General features: G+C 45.4%; 18 protein-coding genes. 12 read left to right on the forward strand and 6 right to left on the reverse strand.

Annotated elements, in window-relative coordinates; translation table 11 throughout:
• The first annotated feature begins 115 nt into the window (after positions 1-115).
• Positions 116-358 (forward strand): DUF3820 family protein, encoded by a 243-nt coding sequence (locus tag ICV36_RS02000; RefSeq protein WP_215400887.1) that lies wholly within the window; start codon positions 116-118, stop codon positions 356-358.
• On the opposite strand, the gene ICV36_RS02005 is transcribed toward ICV36_RS02000, so the two are convergent.
• A complete protein-coding gene (locus ICV36_RS02005; RefSeq protein WP_215400888.1) occupies positions 350-1,393 on the reverse strand; it encodes a DNA/RNA non-specific endonuclease in 1,044 nt (347 codons plus the stop codon). The two genes, ICV36_RS02000 and ICV36_RS02005, sit on opposite strands and share 9 nt — an antisense overlap.
• A 539-nt stretch (positions 1,394-1,932) precedes the next feature.
• Between ICV36_RS02005 and ICV36_RS02010 the strand changes: the two genes are divergently transcribed.
• The gene (locus ICV36_RS02010) at positions 1,933-2,892 is read left to right on the forward strand and encodes a transglycosylase SLT domain-containing protein (RefSeq protein ID WP_251375046.1); all 960 of its coding nucleotides are present in this window, start codon (positions 1,933-1,935) and stop codon (positions 2,890-2,892) included.
• Between the two features lie 93 nt (positions 2,893-2,985).
• Here the strand turns inward: ICV36_RS02010 and ICV36_RS02015 are convergent, their stop codons facing one another.
• Positions 2,986-3,333 (reverse strand): FKBP-type peptidyl-prolyl cis-trans isomerase, encoded by a 348-nt coding sequence (locus tag ICV36_RS02015; protein ID WP_215400890.1) that lies wholly within the window; start codon positions 3,331-3,333, stop codon positions 2,986-2,988.
• 86 nt (positions 3,334-3,419) lie between these two features.
• Here ICV36_RS02015 and ICV36_RS02020 point away from each other — a divergent pair, with 86 nt between their 5' ends.
• Complete coding sequence (locus tag ICV36_RS02020) at positions 3,420-4,436, forward strand: DUF6352 family protein (RefSeq protein ID WP_215400891.1); 1,017 nt, start codon at positions 3,420-3,422, stop codon at positions 4,434-4,436.
• On the opposite strand, the gene ICV36_RS02025 is transcribed toward ICV36_RS02020, so the two are convergent.
• Positions 4,433-5,629, reverse strand: coding sequence for an MFS transporter (locus tag ICV36_RS02025; protein WP_215400892.1), 1,197 nt, complete (start codon positions 5,627-5,629; stop codon positions 4,433-4,435). The genes ICV36_RS02020 and ICV36_RS02025 overlap by 4 nt on opposite strands.
• 236 nt (positions 5,630-5,865) lie before the next feature.
• Here ICV36_RS02025 and ICV36_RS02030 point away from each other — a divergent pair, with 236 nt between their 5' ends.
• The 5 genes from ICV36_RS02030 to ICV36_RS02050 all read left to right on the forward strand — a co-directional run bounded on the left by ICV36_RS02030 (position 5,866) and on the right by ICV36_RS02050 (position 11,144).
• Positions 5,866-8,100 (forward strand): NADP-dependent isocitrate dehydrogenase, encoded by a 2,235-nt coding sequence (locus tag ICV36_RS02030; RefSeq protein WP_215400893.1) that lies wholly within the window; start codon positions 5,866-5,868, stop codon positions 8,098-8,100.
• Positions 8,101-8,209: 109 nt separating this feature from the next.
• Positions 8,210-8,617, forward strand: a complete 408-nt coding sequence (locus ICV36_RS02035) for a BLUF domain-containing protein (RefSeq protein ID WP_215400894.1) — start codon at positions 8,210-8,212, stop codon at positions 8,615-8,617.
• A 56-nt stretch (positions 8,618-8,673) separates the two neighbouring features.
• On the forward strand, positions 8,674-9,636 hold the full coding sequence (gene msrP / locus ICV36_RS02040) for a protein-methionine-sulfoxide reductase catalytic subunit MsrP (RefSeq protein ID WP_215400895.1): 963 nt from the start codon (positions 8,674-8,676) through the stop codon (positions 9,634-9,636).
• Positions 9,637-9,638: 2 nt separating this feature from the next.
• Positions 9,639-10,187 carry a lipocalin family protein gene (locus tag ICV36_RS02045; RefSeq protein WP_215401522.1) on the forward strand — a complete coding sequence of 183 codons (549 nt, stop codon included), beginning with the start codon at positions 9,639-9,641 and terminating at the stop codon, positions 10,185-10,187.
• 33 nt (positions 10,188-10,220) lie between these two features.
• Positions 10,221-11,144 (forward strand): MBL fold metallo-hydrolase, encoded by a 924-nt coding sequence (locus ICV36_RS02050; RefSeq protein ID WP_215400896.1) that lies wholly within the window; start codon positions 10,221-10,223, stop codon positions 11,142-11,144.
• Positions 11,145-11,163: 19 nt separating this feature from the next.
• On the opposite strand, the gene ICV36_RS02055 is transcribed toward ICV36_RS02050, so the two are convergent.
• The gene (locus ICV36_RS02055) at positions 11,164-11,961 is read right to left on the reverse strand and encodes a hypothetical protein (RefSeq protein ID WP_251375050.1); all 798 of its coding nucleotides are present in this window, start codon (positions 11,959-11,961) and stop codon (positions 11,164-11,166) included.
• A 56-nt stretch (positions 11,962-12,017) separates the two neighbouring features.
• Between ICV36_RS02055 and ICV36_RS02060 the strand changes: the two genes are divergently transcribed.
• Positions 12,018-12,788, forward strand: a complete 771-nt coding sequence (locus ICV36_RS02060; protein WP_215400897.1) for an SDR family oxidoreductase — start codon at positions 12,018-12,020, stop codon at positions 12,786-12,788.
• On the opposite strand, the gene ICV36_RS02065 is transcribed toward ICV36_RS02060, so the two are convergent.
• A complete protein-coding gene (locus ICV36_RS02065; RefSeq protein ID WP_215400898.1) occupies positions 12,785-13,327 on the reverse strand; it encodes a DUF2889 domain-containing protein in 543 nt (180 codons plus the stop codon). The two genes, ICV36_RS02060 and ICV36_RS02065, sit on opposite strands and share 4 nt — an antisense overlap.
• A 100-nt stretch (positions 13,328-13,427) precedes the next feature.
• Between ICV36_RS02065 and ICV36_RS02070 the strand changes: the two genes are divergently transcribed.
• Both ICV36_RS02070 and ICV36_RS02075 read left to right on the forward strand, forming a co-directional pair.
• Complete coding sequence (locus ICV36_RS02070) at positions 13,428-14,153, forward strand: pseudouridine synthase (protein ID WP_215400899.1); 726 nt, start codon at positions 13,428-13,430, stop codon at positions 14,151-14,153.
• A 14-nt stretch (positions 14,154-14,167) separates the two neighbouring features.
• Positions 14,168-14,458: a 4a-hydroxytetrahydrobiopterin dehydratase gene (locus tag ICV36_RS02075; RefSeq protein ID WP_215400900.1), complete on the forward strand. Its 291-nt coding sequence runs from the start codon at positions 14,168-14,170 to the stop codon at positions 14,456-14,458.
• On the opposite strand, the gene ICV36_RS02080 is transcribed toward ICV36_RS02075, so the two are convergent.
• Positions 14,455-14,670 (reverse strand): hypothetical protein, encoded by a 216-nt coding sequence (locus ICV36_RS02080; protein ID WP_215400901.1) that lies wholly within the window; start codon positions 14,668-14,670, stop codon positions 14,455-14,457. The genes ICV36_RS02075 and ICV36_RS02080 overlap by 4 nt on opposite strands.
• A gap of 225 nt (positions 14,671-14,895) precedes the next feature.
• On the opposite strand from ICV36_RS02080, the gene msrQ reads away from it, so the two are divergent.
• A complete protein-coding gene (gene msrQ, locus ICV36_RS02085; RefSeq protein WP_215400902.1) occupies positions 14,896-15,489 on the forward strand; it encodes a protein-methionine-sulfoxide reductase heme-binding subunit MsrQ in 594 nt (197 codons plus the stop codon).
• Positions 15,490-15,493: the final 4 nt, after the last annotated feature.

Raw genomic sequence — 15,493 nt, forward strand, 5'->3', positions numbered from 1 at the left:
AACGGTTCTCAATATAACACCAAATGAGAATGATTCTCAAGTAAAGAATTAACCATCGACTCAAAAAGGGCGAAATCTAGAAGCATTTCTTGGTTTGCTTGTAAGATTTCTGCAAATGAATGCAGAGTCCTTAGAAAAGCTGGTTTTAATGAAAATGCCTTTTGGTAAATATGCTGGGCGTGCTTTGGCGGATTTGCCGGGGAACTATTTGGCGTGGTTTGCACGCGAAGGTTTTCCGAAGGGCGAGCTTGGTCAGTTACTGGAGTTGATGCATACCCTTGATCACAATGGGTTGCGCGGGCTGCTGGCACCCATACAGCGGGCACATGGTTTGCAGGCTAAATCTAAATTACTTTGAACGGACAATAAGGGTGACGCGATTGTGTTCGTAAGTCACCGTTGCAGAATCTGGTGGGCTGCTTTGTAGAAGACTAACTTGTAGCTTGGTTTGTGACTCAATCTGTTTGGCAATCTGTTTTGCCAAATTGGTATTGCGGTCATATTGGATCTGAATGCTCTCAATCTTACCTGCCTGGATGTTATCAATGACGCCATTGAGTTTGCTAGATGAGTATTCATCAAAAAATACGGGGTACCATCCACCCAACGGCTTCCGAACCTTTGTTTTTAAGTGATCTGTTGCTATAAGAGGCTGTTGATTCGTATTGCTATTGACTGGTAAATGAAAGTCAATCCCCGTTTTTTCCACCAATTCTGGATAAGTTATTGGTGGACTCATAATTGCTTCATTGGTGTTTTCAATCCAGAAGGCCCAAGCAGTATTTTTGCTGGGATCGTATACCAATTTATAAAGATAGCTTGGGATCGTTACGCGACCTCTGCCGATACTGCCGCTATTTCCAACTGAGCCCGTGAAAACATAAATATCACCGGCAGCTCTCTTGACGTAAGCCCGAGTTGGCTCCTCAACATTTTTAGCCCAGATACCCTGATTGTTTTGTCTTGCCTGAGGCATCATATTTGCTAAGGAGAATGATTGCGCCATGGAGCGTTCATTGCTCATATCCCCGGCTGGGGCATTGTGTCCACGGTCATAGCCACTTCCGCGGTAATCCGCTAAGAGCGAACGCTCTGCGAATGGCAATCTGGCCTCTTCATAAAACTGATTAGTTCTTCGTGGGTGCGGCATCGAAAGCTGCTCTTTGTGCAGTTTCTCAACTACATAGATAGGCTTTTTATCCTGAGGGGAGTAATAGATGGCAAAGCCATCAAAGCAAAGGTCTCGTCCAACCTGGTTGCTAGTGGGAATTTGCTGGGCTGGAAAAAGATCTTTGCAGTCATCAAAAGCTGCCAGCGCATTTAATGATGCCAATGATGCTGAAATTGCCAAAAGGGCAAATAAACGGGCAAGAAGATTGCGAAGGAATTTCATGGAATCTAAGTGTATTGGCTCTCCCTCGAATGCTCCCGTTTTTTAATCAGGACTAGCTCCAGGGCGAATAAGAATCAGGGGTTCCCTAATCATTTTCTGTGCGAGAGAATCCATTTCTCGGTCTACAGAGCCAAATAAATAGTGCTACGCAATAACACTTTGCTTGCTACTACCCCTAGAAAATATGGGAGTGCAAAGCACTAGATGTATGGTTTTTGAGCTTAAATTTTTGGACAACATTGCAAAAAAGTCCTATTAAAACCATTTTTTTATAGAGTGAAATTAGTGCCTCCTAACATCTATAAGTAATTGATTTAATTGATTTATATCTGATTATTGGTGACTCTCTACGGGATCTCCCGTATTTCTAGATCAATAAGTTATCAATTTTATATTCTTTATTCTTGACTTGATATAAGAAACTTCTTAGGATGACCCATGGTTTTTAATTATTGCGATGCAACATAAAACAGCAACACCGTTTTTCGAGGCCTCGCAAACAATGAATGAGTAAATGTTTATCTAACAATTTGAGCGATATGCAGACAGTCCAGCCAACACTGTTGACTGCTAAAGAGCTGCTAGCGCATGCCATGGCTCCGGTCTATCGAGTCATTAATGGCCTACTCGTCGTTACTGTTTTTATGGTGGTTGGTCTTTGGCTCTCGGGTAATGGCACCAATGCTGGTGCTTTTGACTTAGCTCGTATTCTGGTTCCAGACGAAGCGCGCCATATGGTTTGGAGCAATGGATTTGGCATGCTCAACCAATATAAAGATTCCAATGAAGTGTCAGCGCCACAAGTAGCTGATACTGAGATCGCTGCGGTGATCTATAACAAATCTAAAGCACCTGTTACCACTGGTCTAGCAAGCGCTAAGCAGCAGACTGTAGCTTTGCTCATGCCTTCCGTAGCGCAAATGCAGGTGAAATCGATTTCACATTTGTCGGATCGCATCCCAAGTTCGAAGATTGATCCCCAGGCCTTGGATAGCAATTTAATGGGCTCGCTACAGAATCAACGTGCAGTAGCGGACTTCTTTGAAAAGAAATACAGCCTAGATCGTGCCAAGATTGAGGAGTATGTTTCGAATACGATTTTGATTGCTAAAGAAGTCAATATTGACCCAGTGCTTTTATTGGCAGTAATTTCAGTAGAGTCCAACTTCAATCCAAACACCAAGAGTCATGCTGGTGCCGAAGGTTTAATGCAAGTGATGACTTCAGTGCATAAGGATAAGTACGCCATCTTTGGCGGCACTTCTGAGGCTGCCAAGCCTGAAGTAAATATCCGTGTTGGCGCTTATATTCTTAAATACCTCATCGCTACTGCAGGCTCATTACGCAATGGTTTGAAGTATTACGTTGGCGCTGCAAATGCTGAGGATGATGGTGGTTATGCTGACAAAGTAATGGCAGAAAGAAATCGTCTCATCGGCTTATGTCAAAATCGCTCATCTAACCGTTTGACCTTGAATGGTAAAGATTTGCGTTCTTAAGCAACGTTTTATCCGCATTAACTGTGCGCAGAATATAAAAAGCCACCCTCGGGTGGCTTTTGCTTTACTGCCTATCTAGCGTTTCTAGTGTTATTAGTTTACGCCGTGCAATTCCACGTCAAACACGAGTGTCGCGTTTGGAGGAATTACACCGCCAGCTCCGCGTGCGCCGTAGCCCATTTCAGATGGAATGATGAGGGTGCGCTTACCGCCGATTTTCATACCAGCAACACCTCCATCCCAACCTTTGATGACATGACCGGCGCCCAATGGGAAGCTAAAGAGTTGTCCACGATCAAGTGAGCTATCAAACTTTTGGCCTTTGTGATCAGCTGCATTTTCGTCATACAACCAGCCGGTGTAATGTACATCCACATGATTGCCTTTGGTGGCTTCTTGGCCATTGCCAACAACGGTATCGATTTTTTTGAGTTCACTCATGATGTTTTCCTATTTCACACAAATTGATGGGCTAGTATATTCTGAGCCCTGTAAATTGACAGCAAGCCAACTTTAACTAAAAACGTATGACAAATTATTGGGCAAATTCAGCCTACAGCACTCTAGCAGTCAGTCCCGATCATCAGTTATTGGTGACGGATGATTTTTTGCGTACTTATATGGCAAGGCCCGAGCTTGCGCTAGTCCCCGAATCTTGCCCGAATGAGCGTGCTTTGCATCAGCGCTTGACTGATAACCCGCGTGTTGAAGTATCTGAGGCTGAAATCGCTGCAATGGCTGATGTAGATATCCAAGAAAACTATCGCATTTGGTTGCGTTATCGAGCGCGTCTACTTTCAGCCAGCTCCCTAGAGGGCTTTTATATGGGTTTATTTAAAGGCGAGGGCGTTGACGTTCCACCTTTATTTATTTCATTGCTAGCTCAAATTTTTATCAGGCATATTCTGGGCGACCAAGCAAATCCATTGGAAGCGCGGATGGGTGAGCTCTTTTTTAGAACTCAGAAAATCACCGTGATTGAAGATGGCATTGTGATGGGGGCGGATGAAGAGGTGGTGGCTCGCAATGCGCAGGCAGGCGAAACGGGCAACATTATGGATTTGCTCAAAGGTAAATCCATGAGTATGCGTTCGGCGGATCTAGATGTCATTCATGAAGATAATGCTGATGAGTATTGGTTGCGAAATGAAGATTTTGATTTTGCGGTTCAACTCAATTTTGGGCACGAGCCTATTAATCATTTTTGTCGTGTTTTAGAAAAATGGCTTAAGCACTTTTTAGGTATTGCTGTGCGCATTACGCCGATGCAGCAAATTACGGATCCTAAATGGTCATGGCATGTTGGTTTAGATGCTGCTGCCACAGATATACTGAACAAGCTGTACAACAAAGAGCTGGTGGAAGCTGACGAGTTGCAGAAAGTGATTTGTTTATTTCGCTTGGACTTTATTGATGAGACAGCAGTAACCCAGAGTCAGGCTGGTAAGCCGGTGTATATGGCTATTGCCATGAACGATCAACAGCAGTTGAAGTTAAAGCCCCAAAACCTACTATTTAACTTGCCTCTGGCAAAGACTTCTTAAGCCGGCCCTGGCGACTTTTTGCGTTGCTGAGCTAGCCATAAGATGGCTAAGCCAGTAACAATCACTGGGGTGAGCGATCCCCAATTCAGAATGCTCCAACCATGAGAGGTGATTAGGGCACCCGAACCAAAGGAAGTGAAGGCCATTGTTCCAAAGACAAAGAAATTAATAGCGGCTTGTGCTTTATCCCGTTCATTCGGTTGATAGGCAGTCATGGCCAAAGAGGTAGCACCAGTAAATAAAAAGTTCCAGCCGACACCCAGTAAAAATAATGCGATAAAGAATTGATGAAGATCCGTTCCGCTGAGTGCAATGGAAATGCAGACAAAGTTCAGCAGAACGCCAGTGCCCATAATTTTTAAGACCCCAAATCTTTGAATGAGTGAGCCTGTAAAAAAGCCAGGAGCAAACATGCCAATGACATGCCATTCCAAAACTAAAGCGGTATCAGAAAACGGCAGTCCACAGATTTGCATAGCCAAAGGGGTGGCAGCCATGAGTAGATTCATAACGCCGTAACCTAAGGCTGCGCCAATGACGGCGACCATGAAAACTGGTTGACGCAGGATCACACTTAAAGGGCGCCCATCGGTTAGCGCATGTTGGGTTTTCAATTCTTGGGGGAAGTGAATGAACTGCATAACAAGGATACCAATGAATCCAGCGATGGATAGAGTCAGATAGGCGCCAAGAAATGCGGTGTCAAACAGGTCTCTAGTCCAGGATGCGAGATTGGGACCAACGACCGCACCAAGGATGCCCCCAGCTAAAACCCAAGAGACAGCCTTATCACGTTGACTGGTCTCGGTAAGCTCAGCAGCAGCAAAGCGATAAAGCTGGCCGTTGGCGCTGTAATAGCCAGCAATAAAGGTGCCCATGACCAAAAGCCAAAAGTTCTTGCTGATGGCGGCATAGGCGCACAACAGGGCGGACAACATGGCGACCAATAAGCCTAGCTGAAAGGAGATCTTGCGCCCAAAATAGTTCTGGGATTTGGCCACGATGGAGGTAGAAAAGGCACCCCCAACAACGTATCCCATGACAGGTAGGGTAGCCATCCAGCTTGCCGGCGCCAAGCTGAGGCCTACAAGTCCATTAATTGCAATAAAAGTGACGTTATTGGTGAGGAATAGGCCCTGACAAATGATCAGCAGCACCAGATTCTTATTTAGTAAGGGATGTTTGCTGGTCATAGCATGCAGTTTACGGCGAATTTGCTACGTCGGTTGCCTTGGTGGATTCCCTTAAATTGGCTGTTATCAGGTGCTTTCAAGTGCAAAACCGCCATTTTTGCCAAGTCCGATGATTTAAAATGAAGGACTCGCCTCATTGGCAAAAGGTCCGCTAAAAGCGACTTGCGAAATGTGGATTTGAGGGTGACAGGGTAAAAACCTGACTCTGTAATTTTTTCAATATTGAGGAAACATTCATGGCTTCAGAGAAATCAAAGATTATTTACACGCTGACAGATGAAGCGCCACTTTTGGCGACTTGCGCATTTCTGCCAATTATTCGTACTTTTACGGCACCTGCTGGCGTAGAGATTGTGAAGAGCGACATTTCTGTTGCCGCTCGTATCTTGGCTGAGTTTTCTGATTGCCTTACTCCTGAACAACAAGTTCCTGATAACTTAGCAGCGCTCGGCAAGATGACTTTGTTGCCTGATACAAACATCATTAAGTTGCCAAACATTAGTGCCTCTGTTCCTCAGTTGCTCGCAGCTATTAAAGAGTTGCAATCTAAAGGCTACAAGATCCCTAATTTTCCTGAAGATCCAAAAACGGATGAAGAAAAAGCGATCCGTGCTCGCTATTCCAAATGCTTGGGTAGTTCAGTTAACCCAGTTTTACGCGAAGGTAACTCAGATCGCCGTGCGCCACCCGCTGTAAAGCGCTATGCGCGTAAAAACCCACATTCCATGGGTGAGTGGAGCCAAGCTTCGCGTACCCACGTATCTCATATGCATGGCGGCGACTTCTACTCTAGCGAGAAGTCAATGACTATGACTAAGGCTTGCGATGTGAAGATGGACTTGGTAACGAAGAGTGGCAAGACTATTGTCCTCAAGCCAAAAGTTTCATTATTAGCTGGCGAAATCATCGACAGCATGTACATGAGCAAAAAAGCCCTGTGTGAGTTCTACGAGAAAGAAATCGAAGATGCTTACAAGACTGGCATGATGTTGTCCTTGCATGTGAAGGCCACCATGATGAAGGTTTCACATCCAATCGTATTTGGTCACGCTGTAAAGATTTTCTACAAAGATGCTTTCGAGAAGCATGCCAAGCTATTTGAAGAGTTGGGTGTAAATGCCAATAACGGTATGAGCAGTCTGTACGAAAAGATTAAAACTTTGCCAGAGTCTAAGCGCGAAGAAATTATCCAAGACTTGCACGCTTGCCATGAGCATCGTCCTGCCTTAGCGATGGTGGATTCCGCTAAGGGTATTACCAACCTCCATTCACCAAGTGATGTGATTGTGGATGCTTCTATGCCTGCCATGATTCGTGTTGGTGGCAAGATGTGGGGTGCGGACGGTCGCTTGCATGACACTAAGGCGGTAATCCCAGAAAGTACCTTTGCGCGTATCTATCAAGAGATGATTAATTTCTGTAAGACGCACGGTAACTTTGATCCAAAAACCATGGGTACGGTTCCTAACGTAGGCTTAATGGCTCAACAAGCTGAAGAATATGGTTCACACGACAAGACTTTTGAGATTCCAGAAGCTGGTGTAGCACGTATCGTTGCTGATGACGGCACGGTATTGCTTGAGCAGAATGTTGAAGAGGGTGATATTTGGCGTATGTGCCAATGTAAAGATGCGCCAATTCGTGACTGGGTCAAGTTGGCCGTGAACCGTGCGCGTCTTTCAAATACCCCAGCTGTATTCTGGCTCGATGAGTACCGCCCACACGAAGCCGAATTGATCAAGAAGGTAAATACTTACCTGAAGGACTATGACCTCACAGGCGTTGATATTCAAATCATGTCCCAGACTCGTGCAATGCGTTACACCTTAGAGCGCGTGATTCGTGGCAAGGACACCATCTCTGTAACCGGTAATATTTTGCGCGACTACCTCACCGACTTATTCCCAATCATGGAATTGGGCACAAGTGCGAAGATGTTGTCTATCGTGCCTTTGATGGCAGGTGGTGGCCTCTTCGAAACGGGTGCAGGTGGTTCAGCTCCGAAGCACGTTCAGCAGTTGGTAGAAGAAAACCATTTGCGTTGGGATTCACTCGGTGAATTCTTGGCTTTAGCAGTATCTCTTGAGGATATCGGCGATAAGACAGGCAACAATAAAGTCAAAATCTTGGCGCGTACATTGGATGAGGCCACTGGTAAGTTACTGGATAACAATAAGTCGCCTTCACCGCGTACGGGTGAGTTGGATAACCGCGGTAGCCAGTTCTACTTGGCAATGTACTGGGCTGAGGCATTGGCTGCTCAAACCGAAGATAAGGAATTGCAAGCCTACTTTGCGCCTTTGGCAAAATCCTTGATTGAGAATGAGCAGAAAATTGCGGATGAGCTCAAGGCGGTGCAAGGTAAACCAGCAGATATTGGCGGTTACTTTGTAGCTGACCCAGAAAAGTGCAAGGCTGTAATGCGTCCTAGCGCTACTTTCAATGCGACCCTAAAGGCGGCAAGAAAATAATAAGTAGAAGCGCTAAGTACATTTTTTTTAAAAATAGTATTAATATTTAAAGGCAAACTTTCGGGTTTGCCTTTTTTATTGATCAACCCTCATCTGCAATTTCTGAGTGATGCCAAAGACAAAAGACCTAGTGGAATTGAGTTATCTGAGCGAGGCGGTCTCAGATATGTCTTTTCTTGGCTTAATGCGATTGCTGGAGTCAGCCCGTGCGTTTAATCAAAAGAATGGTATCTCCGGCATTCTTTTGTATGACAACCAGCAGTTTGGGCAAATCATTGAGGGTGAGCGCGCTAGCGTGATGAAAGCATGGAAGCGCATTCAGGACGATAAGCGTCACCACCGCATTGAATTATTAGAAATCAAAGAAATATCAGAGAAAAGTTATTCAGATTGGCTGCTGCGCTTTTACGGTGGCGAATCTTTGGTCAGAGACTATCCCGCACTTGCTGACATGGTTGGTGGTATGGATAAGCACAGCTTGGCCTTAATGAATAAAATGCGCGCGAGTCAGTCTTAAGCAAGAATTTTCCATCGGTAGCAAAATAGGTTAATTCCATCGCCGAGGATTACGAAATGCGCTTTATCGACAAGACTATTCTTGCGAGTGACATTACTCCAAAAGAAGTATTTGAAAATCGCCGAAACCTCATAAAAACTGCAGCCGCAGGGGGCTTTGGCTTGGCTTTGGCTCCTTGGTTCTCAAGGGAGGCGCTTGCCGCTCCTCCAGAAAAGCTCGCCGCCGCGCTTAATCCTGCTTTTGCAGACAAGGACGGGCTTACTCCGTACAAGTACATTACAAGCTACAACAACTTTTACGAATTTGGCACAGATAAAGCGGATCCAGCAGCGCATGCTGATAGCTTGCAAACCCGTCCATGGACTATCTCTATCGAGGGTCTTGTTAAAAAACCCATGACATTGGATATTGATGCGCTCCTGAAATTGGCTCCAATGGAAGAGCGCATCTATCGGATGCGTTGTGTTGAAGGTTGGTCGATGGTGATTCCTTGGAATGGATATTCTCTCTCCAAGTTAATCAACAAAGTGGAGCCATTGGCAGCAGCAAAATATGTTGAATTTATTTCTCTAGCGGATCGCAAGCAAATGCCGGGAGTCAAAAGCAACATCATTGATTGGCCCTATCGAGAGGGTTTGCGCATGGATGAGGCTATGAATCCATTGACGCTGTTAACCTTTGGTTTGTATGGCGAAGTGCTGCCGAAGCAGAATGGCGCCCCCGTTCGCATAGTGGTGCCCTGGAAGTATGGCTTCAAGAGTGCTAAGTCGATTGTCAAAATCCGCTTCACCGAAGAAATGCCCAAGACTAGTTGGAATCAATTTGATGCTAGGGAGTATGGCTTTTATTCCAATGTGAATCCTCAAGTAGATCACCCGCGCTGGAGTCAGGCTGTTGAGCGTCGCATTGGTGACCCTAAAGGAATGTTTGCGCCTAAGATTAAAACCCAAATGTTTAATGGCTATGGTGAGCAAGTGGCCAGCATGTATACGGGCATGGATCTGAAGAAGTACTATTAGTGATGAAGAAAATTTATGCGGTATTTATTAGTGCCTCTATTTTAATATTTAGCTTTTCTGCTCAGGGGCAGGGAAGTGATGTGGCAGTAAAGACAATTCCATCGCTTGATGTACAGCGTTACTTGGGCACTTGGTATGAGATTGCCAAATTTCCGAACTGGTTTCAGAAGAAATGCGTCAGCAATACTAAGGCGGTTTATTCAGCTAGGGCTGATGGAACGTTAAAAGTCTTAAATAGCTGTAAAACAGTTGACGGAGAAGTTTCAGAGGCCGAGGGAACGGCTCGACAGATCGGACCCAAGGAATCTCCAAAGCTAGAGGTGCGCTTTGCTCCAGCCTGGCTATCTTTTATCCCTATGGTATGGGGTGATTATTGGGTGATTGATTTAGATCCTCAGTATCAAGTAGCGGTGATTAGTGATCCGCGCCGTGAGTATCTTTGGATTTTGTCTAGAACTCCTCAGCTGAATAAAAAAGTATATGAAGACACTCTGCAACGCATACAAGCACAACAGTTTGATGTGCGTAAGTTGGAGCTCACCGCTCAATAACAAAGCAAAGTAACGCATTTAATTGACTAAAGCATGACAGCGCACTTATTGCCACCAGGAATTGAAGTATTTGAAAGAGGCTGGCTCTCCGCTAATAATATTTTTCACTTTGGTGAGTCTGATGCTGCTTTAGTGGACTCTGGGTACTGGGCACATCAAAATCTCACTCAAGATTTGGTGCGCAACGCTCTGCAAAAGCATGGCTTATCAACTTTAAATAAGCTAGTGAATACCCATCTGCATTCAGATCACTGTGGTGGCAATGCCGCCTTAATTAAAGAATTTGATTGCAATGTATTTATTCCTGCAGCTGAAGAGATTGCAGTTCAAAGCTGGGATAGCGCGTTATTGAGCTACGACAACTTGGGACAAGAGTGTCCGCGGTTTGCGCATCATGACGTCTTGGTTCCAGGTCAGGAGATATTACTAGGTAGATACCATTGGCAGATATTGGCTGCGCCGGGGCATGACCCGCACTCAGTCATGCTCTATCAGGCAGATCATCGCATATTGATTTCTGCGGATGCTTTATGGGAAGAGGGTTTTGGCGTCATCTTCCCCGAGCTCTGGGGCGAGGCCGGCTTTGAGGAAGTGGCGCAAACTTTGGACCTGATTGAGACTCTGCCTGTGGATCTGGTGATTCCTGGGCATGGTGCACCATTTGTTGATGTTACAAAGTCACTGGCAACAGCGCGTTCAAGACTGGATTACTTGGCATCTGATCCAGATCGCAATGCCCGCCACGGCGCTAAAGTTTTGCTGAAGTACCGTTTGTTGGAATGGCGCAGTCGTGACATAAAGCAGGTTAATGAGTGGATCTCTACTACACCCGCACTCCTGAGTGCAGCAAAGTTACTCAATATGACTATAGATGAATTTACGCAGTGGCTGCCTAAGGCCTTAGTAAAATCTGGCGCTGCAAAATTAGAGGGCGATACTTTGATTGATATTGCTTAAAGTATGCCCTGCAATTTTATTAAAAAGTGAGCGATATTTTTCCGTAAACAGTCCAGTTGTACAGTGGATACGTTTGCACAATCTGTTTGGCGCCACCAATTGCAATTAATAGGTTTTTATTAATGCTTTGGGTCACCATGGCGTCGATTGGCACAAACCAACCCCCGCTGGCTGCGTTATAGACAGCGCCGTTCTCATCCCAGAAACGAATCTGCGTACTGGGGCTTAAATTGAGTCCTACTGTTGGGTAGAGCTCAAGTCGACTTGCTAGAGGGGGCGCACTAAAGCCGGCAGGTGCTTTTGGACTAAAGCCGAACATGTAACGTGCTAAGGGAGATATATCTGCCAGCAGAGTGTGTTTGCTATCTGCTGGTTTAAAAGAGGTGCTCACTTGAGGGCCAGCTAGCCATTGACCTGCATTGCCAAGTGGAGCGGTAAGTCGGGCACCTAAATTACCAAGCCAACCAGCTTGACCACCCCAAATTGTGAGCATTGCGTAGCTGGGTGAAAAAGTGCCAGTCGATTGAGCGGGCAGCTGGGGTCCATAGACGGCTGAATATGCCGTATCTAATCTGACTGTGCCATGCCAATCACCCAGATTTAGAGGGTTGTAATACCGGAGTTTGAGTGTATCGGCATTAATTTGTGAGCCATCGTATTCATGGTAGGCCCAAAATTCAAGTGTATGAGACTGAGATCTTTCTTGAGAGGCATTAATGAGGCCTAAAATAGGCGTGACATTAGCCTCCTCTGTGGCGCTCACTGAAGCAGAGGAAATGCACAACAAATAAAAGGCCAGCGCACGCAGGAATACCATATAGGCATTAATATTAAATTACAAAACACTTTTTATTGAAGATTTGAAGAGGAAGTATGGAGCACACTGTATTGGTTACTGGCGCAACTGCTGGATTTGGAGAGGCTACTGCCCGCCGTTTTTTGGCTAATGGTCATCGGGTTGTGGCTGTTGGTAGAAGGGCTGAGCGTTTAGCGGCTTTAAAAAGCTCTTTGCCTGCCGAACAGCAGAAAAAACTCTTCACCATGGTGGTAGATGTTTGCGACAGTGCTCAAGTCGATGCTCTGGCGACAGCCTTACCAGCCGAATTTTCAAAAGTGACCGTTCTGGTAAATAATGCCGGTCTTGCCCTAGGTTTGGAGCCTGCTCACAAAGCATTTTTGAGTGACTGGGATCAAATGATCGATACCAATATCAAAGGGCTAGTGCATATGAGTCGCGCATTCTTGCCTGGCATGGTTGAGCGCAAGTGTGGACATGTAATTAATTTAGGTTCGGTTGCTGCAAACTATCCTTATCCAGGTGGGAATGTTTACGGCGGAACCAAAGCATTTGTGAAGCAATTTAGTTTAAATTTGCGCGCTGATCTTATTGGCACTCCTGTGCGAGTAACCTGCATTGAGCCAGGAATGTGCGCTGGCACGGAGTTTTCAAATGTTCGCTTTAAAGGTGATGATGACAAGGCGCAGAAAGTCTACACTGGTGTTCAGGCTTTGAGTGCTGACGATGTTGCTGAGACTATTTATTGGTCAGCTACCTTGCCAAGCCATATTAATATCAACGTCCTGGAGGTTATGCCGGTTCAGCAAGCCTTTAATGCATTTAACGTACATCGCGGCGAGTTTTAAGTCTTAGGTTTATTCCACTGATAAAACTGGGGATATACGCGCATTACTACCGGACCATCAAAATCCCAGGACTTACAGGTGCCCAAGTAGAGTGGCGGCTTATCTCCATTGGGATCAAAAAATGCTCCTGGAATGGATTGATAAGCAGCAGTTGCAAGACTTACCAGCAGTTCTCGCAGATGAGTGCACCCTTTAATACCGCCTAGGTGCTTATCAATCGTTTTGCGCCATCCTTTACCTAAGCGCTCTCCAATCAATGCATCCATCGGCGGAATGGCAGCAGTACATTCTGCATGAGGTTGCCCATCCATTACCGCTTCAATATCTTGGATGACAAACTCTTGATCAAGTGTGACTCGCAGCCACATATCATGAAAGGCTTCGCCAGGCTGCCAGGTTTTTGCGCTAGTCTGAAAAGGATTTGTTTTAAAGTCTTTGAGATGTCCTTCGATATCCCATAATCCATCCTCCCTCGCATAGCCCTGGAAAGTAATTTCGCGAGTGTGAAGAAGAGAGCGTGCTTGTGGGCTAGAGAGCATGGTGATGGTGTTTATAAATAACGATTCACCAATAATAATGAAATGCAGGGAAAGACGATTGATCCGATAGCAGCCTTCTCTGTAGTATCCTCTGCAGCATATGGCAAAACCGATTTCCCTGGAAAAAATTCTCTTTAGCCAAGGCTTTGGCACCCGCCGCTATTGCAGTGATTTGGTCTATGCCGAGTTGGTTAAGGTTAACGGCGAATTAGCCGAAGATCCCGAAGAGCGAATCCCTACCGAAAATTTGATCTTGAATGTTGAGGGTCAGGACTGGGAGTATCACGAGAAAGCCTATCTTGCTTTTAATAAGCCGGCCAACTATGAGTGTTCGCACAAAACAACACATCACCCCAGTGTTTATAGTTTGTTGCCCAGTCCTTTTGTAGAAAGAGGGCTGCAATGTGTGGGTCGCTTGGACTATGACACTACAGGATTGCTTTTAATTTCGGACGATGGTCAGTTTATTCATAAAATGACGACCCCTAAGAAAAATATCGGCAAGGTATATGAAATCACTACGCCTGAACCGATTACACAAAAACAAATGGATCACCTCATGAATGGTGTTGTGCTTGATGATGATCCTAAGCCTTGCTTTGCTACGGCATGCAATCAAATTTCTGATCATGTATTAGCAATGACAATTGTTGAGGGGCGCTATCATCAGGTAAAGCGCATGATGGCTGCCGTAGGCAATCATGTCGCTAAACTACATCGTACTGAAATTGGGGCATACAAAATGCCAGCTGATTTAGCTGAGGGCGAATGGCGCTGGTTGTATGCGGATGATTTAAAACAGCTCTCGCAAAGTATTGCAGCTTAACGGAGTCTAACCCTGTGCTTGGCGAATTGAATTTAGAGCTTGAAGTTCCAAAATGGTCTCTAAGTCCTAATGGAAAGTCGATTGCACGAGAATTTATTTTTGCAAACTTCAAGCAAGCATTTGAATTTATGACGCTTTGCGCTCAATATGCAGAAGAAATTGACCACCATCCTGATTGGTCAAACTCTTGGAATAAAGTGATGGTGCAGTTAACAACCCACTCGGCCGGTACTTTAACTGCATTGGATATTCAGCTAGCAAAGGCGATGGATGCCTTTGCTGCCCAAGTACAGCGCAGAGATTAGTGCTCTTCACCTTCGTGTTCATCCTCATTCATGCTCATAAGAATAGTGGCTAACAGGCCATAGACCACTTCGGTGGAAATCATTCCATCTTCGTCAAGCTCATCAATTAAGTCGTTCAAACGATCCTCAGTTGGCTCGTTGAGTAGAGTCATTGCACACTCGCACCCATAGTCAAAATCTTCATCGTTTTGGGTTTGGTTTTCTTGGGTCATATTTATCCTTAATTGAGGCCTCAGGATAGCAAATTACGGTCCAATTCGATAGGGTTTTGCAAGATGCAAAATATTGACGTAGAGCTCAAAATGTCCGCTGCTTTGGAGGCCCTAGGGTGGGGCGACGATTTAGACAGTAGGCCCTGCTGTAGCAGATAGGGTTTCTGTATTAATTACCGGGGAAGTTCTTAACTTCCCATAGAGTAAGGAGGTTTAATATGCCTTATGAAGCTTATTAAGACGGCCGTCTTTCTCCTATCTCTGATGCCTCTGGCACGCTTGGTATGGCTGGGCAGTGATGACGGTTTGGGGGCTAATCCGATTGAATTTATCACCCGCTCCACCGGTACCTGGGCACTCGTTTTTCTTTGCTTGACTCTGGTGATGACGCCATTGCGTTTGATAACGGGTTTGGCGGCCTGGATTAGGCTGCGTCGCATGTTGGGTCTGTTTTGTTTCTTCTATGCCTGCATTCACTTTTCAATCTGGTTTTGGTTGGACCAGAATTTAAATCTTCAATCGATGTGGGGTGATGTGATGAAACGACCCTTTATTACGATGGGATTCTTGACATTGGTACTGCTTGCTCCATTGGCAGCCACCTCAAATCAGTGGGCAGTCCGCCTACTTGGGAGACGTTGGGCTCTATTGCATAAGTTTGTTTACCTCATTGCCTGTACTGCAATCGTTCATTATTGGTGGCATAAAGCTGGCAAGAATGATTTGGATACGGTTTCGATCTATGCAGCGGTGATTCTGCTACTACTTGCTTGTCGACTGCCGTTTGTGAAAAATGTTCTTCAAAGACGGCGAAGCTAGAGGC

The organism is Polynucleobacter sp. MWH-UH35A (genome assembly GCF_018687075.1).
In the GTDB taxonomy this organism is placed as follows: Bacteria; Pseudomonadota; Gammaproteobacteria; order Burkholderiales; family Burkholderiaceae; genus Polynucleobacter.

Bases quoted from the DNA above. Each gene is read 5' to 3' on its own strand.
- ICV36_RS02000 (WP_215400887.1), top strand. From the start codon at position 116: ATGAATGCAGAGTCCTTAGAAAAGCTGGTTTTAATGAAAATGCCTTTT.
- ICV36_RS02005 (WP_215400888.1), bottom strand. From the start codon at position 1,393: ATGAAATTCCTTCGCAATCTTCTTGCCCGTTTATTTGCCCTTTTGGCA.
- ICV36_RS02010 (WP_251375046.1), top strand. From the start codon at position 1,933: ATGCAGACAGTCCAGCCAACACTGTTGACTGCTAAAGAGCTGCTAGCG.
- ICV36_RS02015 (WP_215400890.1), bottom strand. From the start codon at position 3,333: ATGAGTGAACTCAAAAAAATCGATACCGTTGTTGGCAATGGCCAAGAA.
- ICV36_RS02020 (WP_215400891.1), top strand. From the start codon at position 3,420: ATGACAAATTATTGGGCAAATTCAGCCTACAGCACTCTAGCAGTCAGT.
- ICV36_RS02025 (WP_215400892.1), bottom strand. From the start codon at position 5,629: ATGACCAGCAAACATCCCTTACTAAATAAGAATCTGGTGCTGCTGATC.
- ICV36_RS02030 (WP_215400893.1), top strand. From the start codon at position 5,866: ATGGCTTCAGAGAAATCAAAGATTATTTACACGCTGACAGATGAAGCG.
- ICV36_RS02035 (WP_215400894.1), top strand. From the start codon at position 8,210: ATGCCAAAGACAAAAGACCTAGTGGAATTGAGTTATCTGAGCGAGGCG.
- msrP (WP_215400895.1), top strand. From the start codon at position 8,674: ATGCGCTTTATCGACAAGACTATTCTTGCGAGTGACATTACTCCAAAA.
- ICV36_RS02045 (WP_215401522.1), top strand. From the start codon at position 9,639: ATGAAGAAAATTTATGCGGTATTTATTAGTGCCTCTATTTTAATATTT.
- ICV36_RS02050 (WP_215400896.1), top strand. From the start codon at position 10,221: ATGACAGCGCACTTATTGCCACCAGGAATTGAAGTATTTGAAAGAGGC.
- ICV36_RS02055 (WP_251375050.1), bottom strand. From the start codon at position 11,961: ATGGTATTCCTGCGTGCGCTGGCCTTTTATTTGTTGTGCATTTCCTCT.
- ICV36_RS02060 (WP_215400897.1), top strand. From the start codon at position 12,018: ATGGAGCACACTGTATTGGTTACTGGCGCAACTGCTGGATTTGGAGAG.
- ICV36_RS02065 (WP_215400898.1), bottom strand. From the start codon at position 13,327: ATGCTCTCTAGCCCACAAGCACGCTCTCTTCTTCACACTCGCGAAATT.
- ICV36_RS02070 (WP_215400899.1), top strand. From the start codon at position 13,428: ATGGCAAAACCGATTTCCCTGGAAAAAATTCTCTTTAGCCAAGGCTTT.
- ICV36_RS02080 (WP_215400901.1), bottom strand. From the start codon at position 14,670: ATGACCCAAGAAAACCAAACCCAAAACGATGAAGATTTTGACTATGGG.
- msrQ (WP_215400902.1), top strand. From the start codon at position 14,896: ATGAAGCTTATTAAGACGGCCGTCTTTCTCCTATCTCTGATGCCTCTG.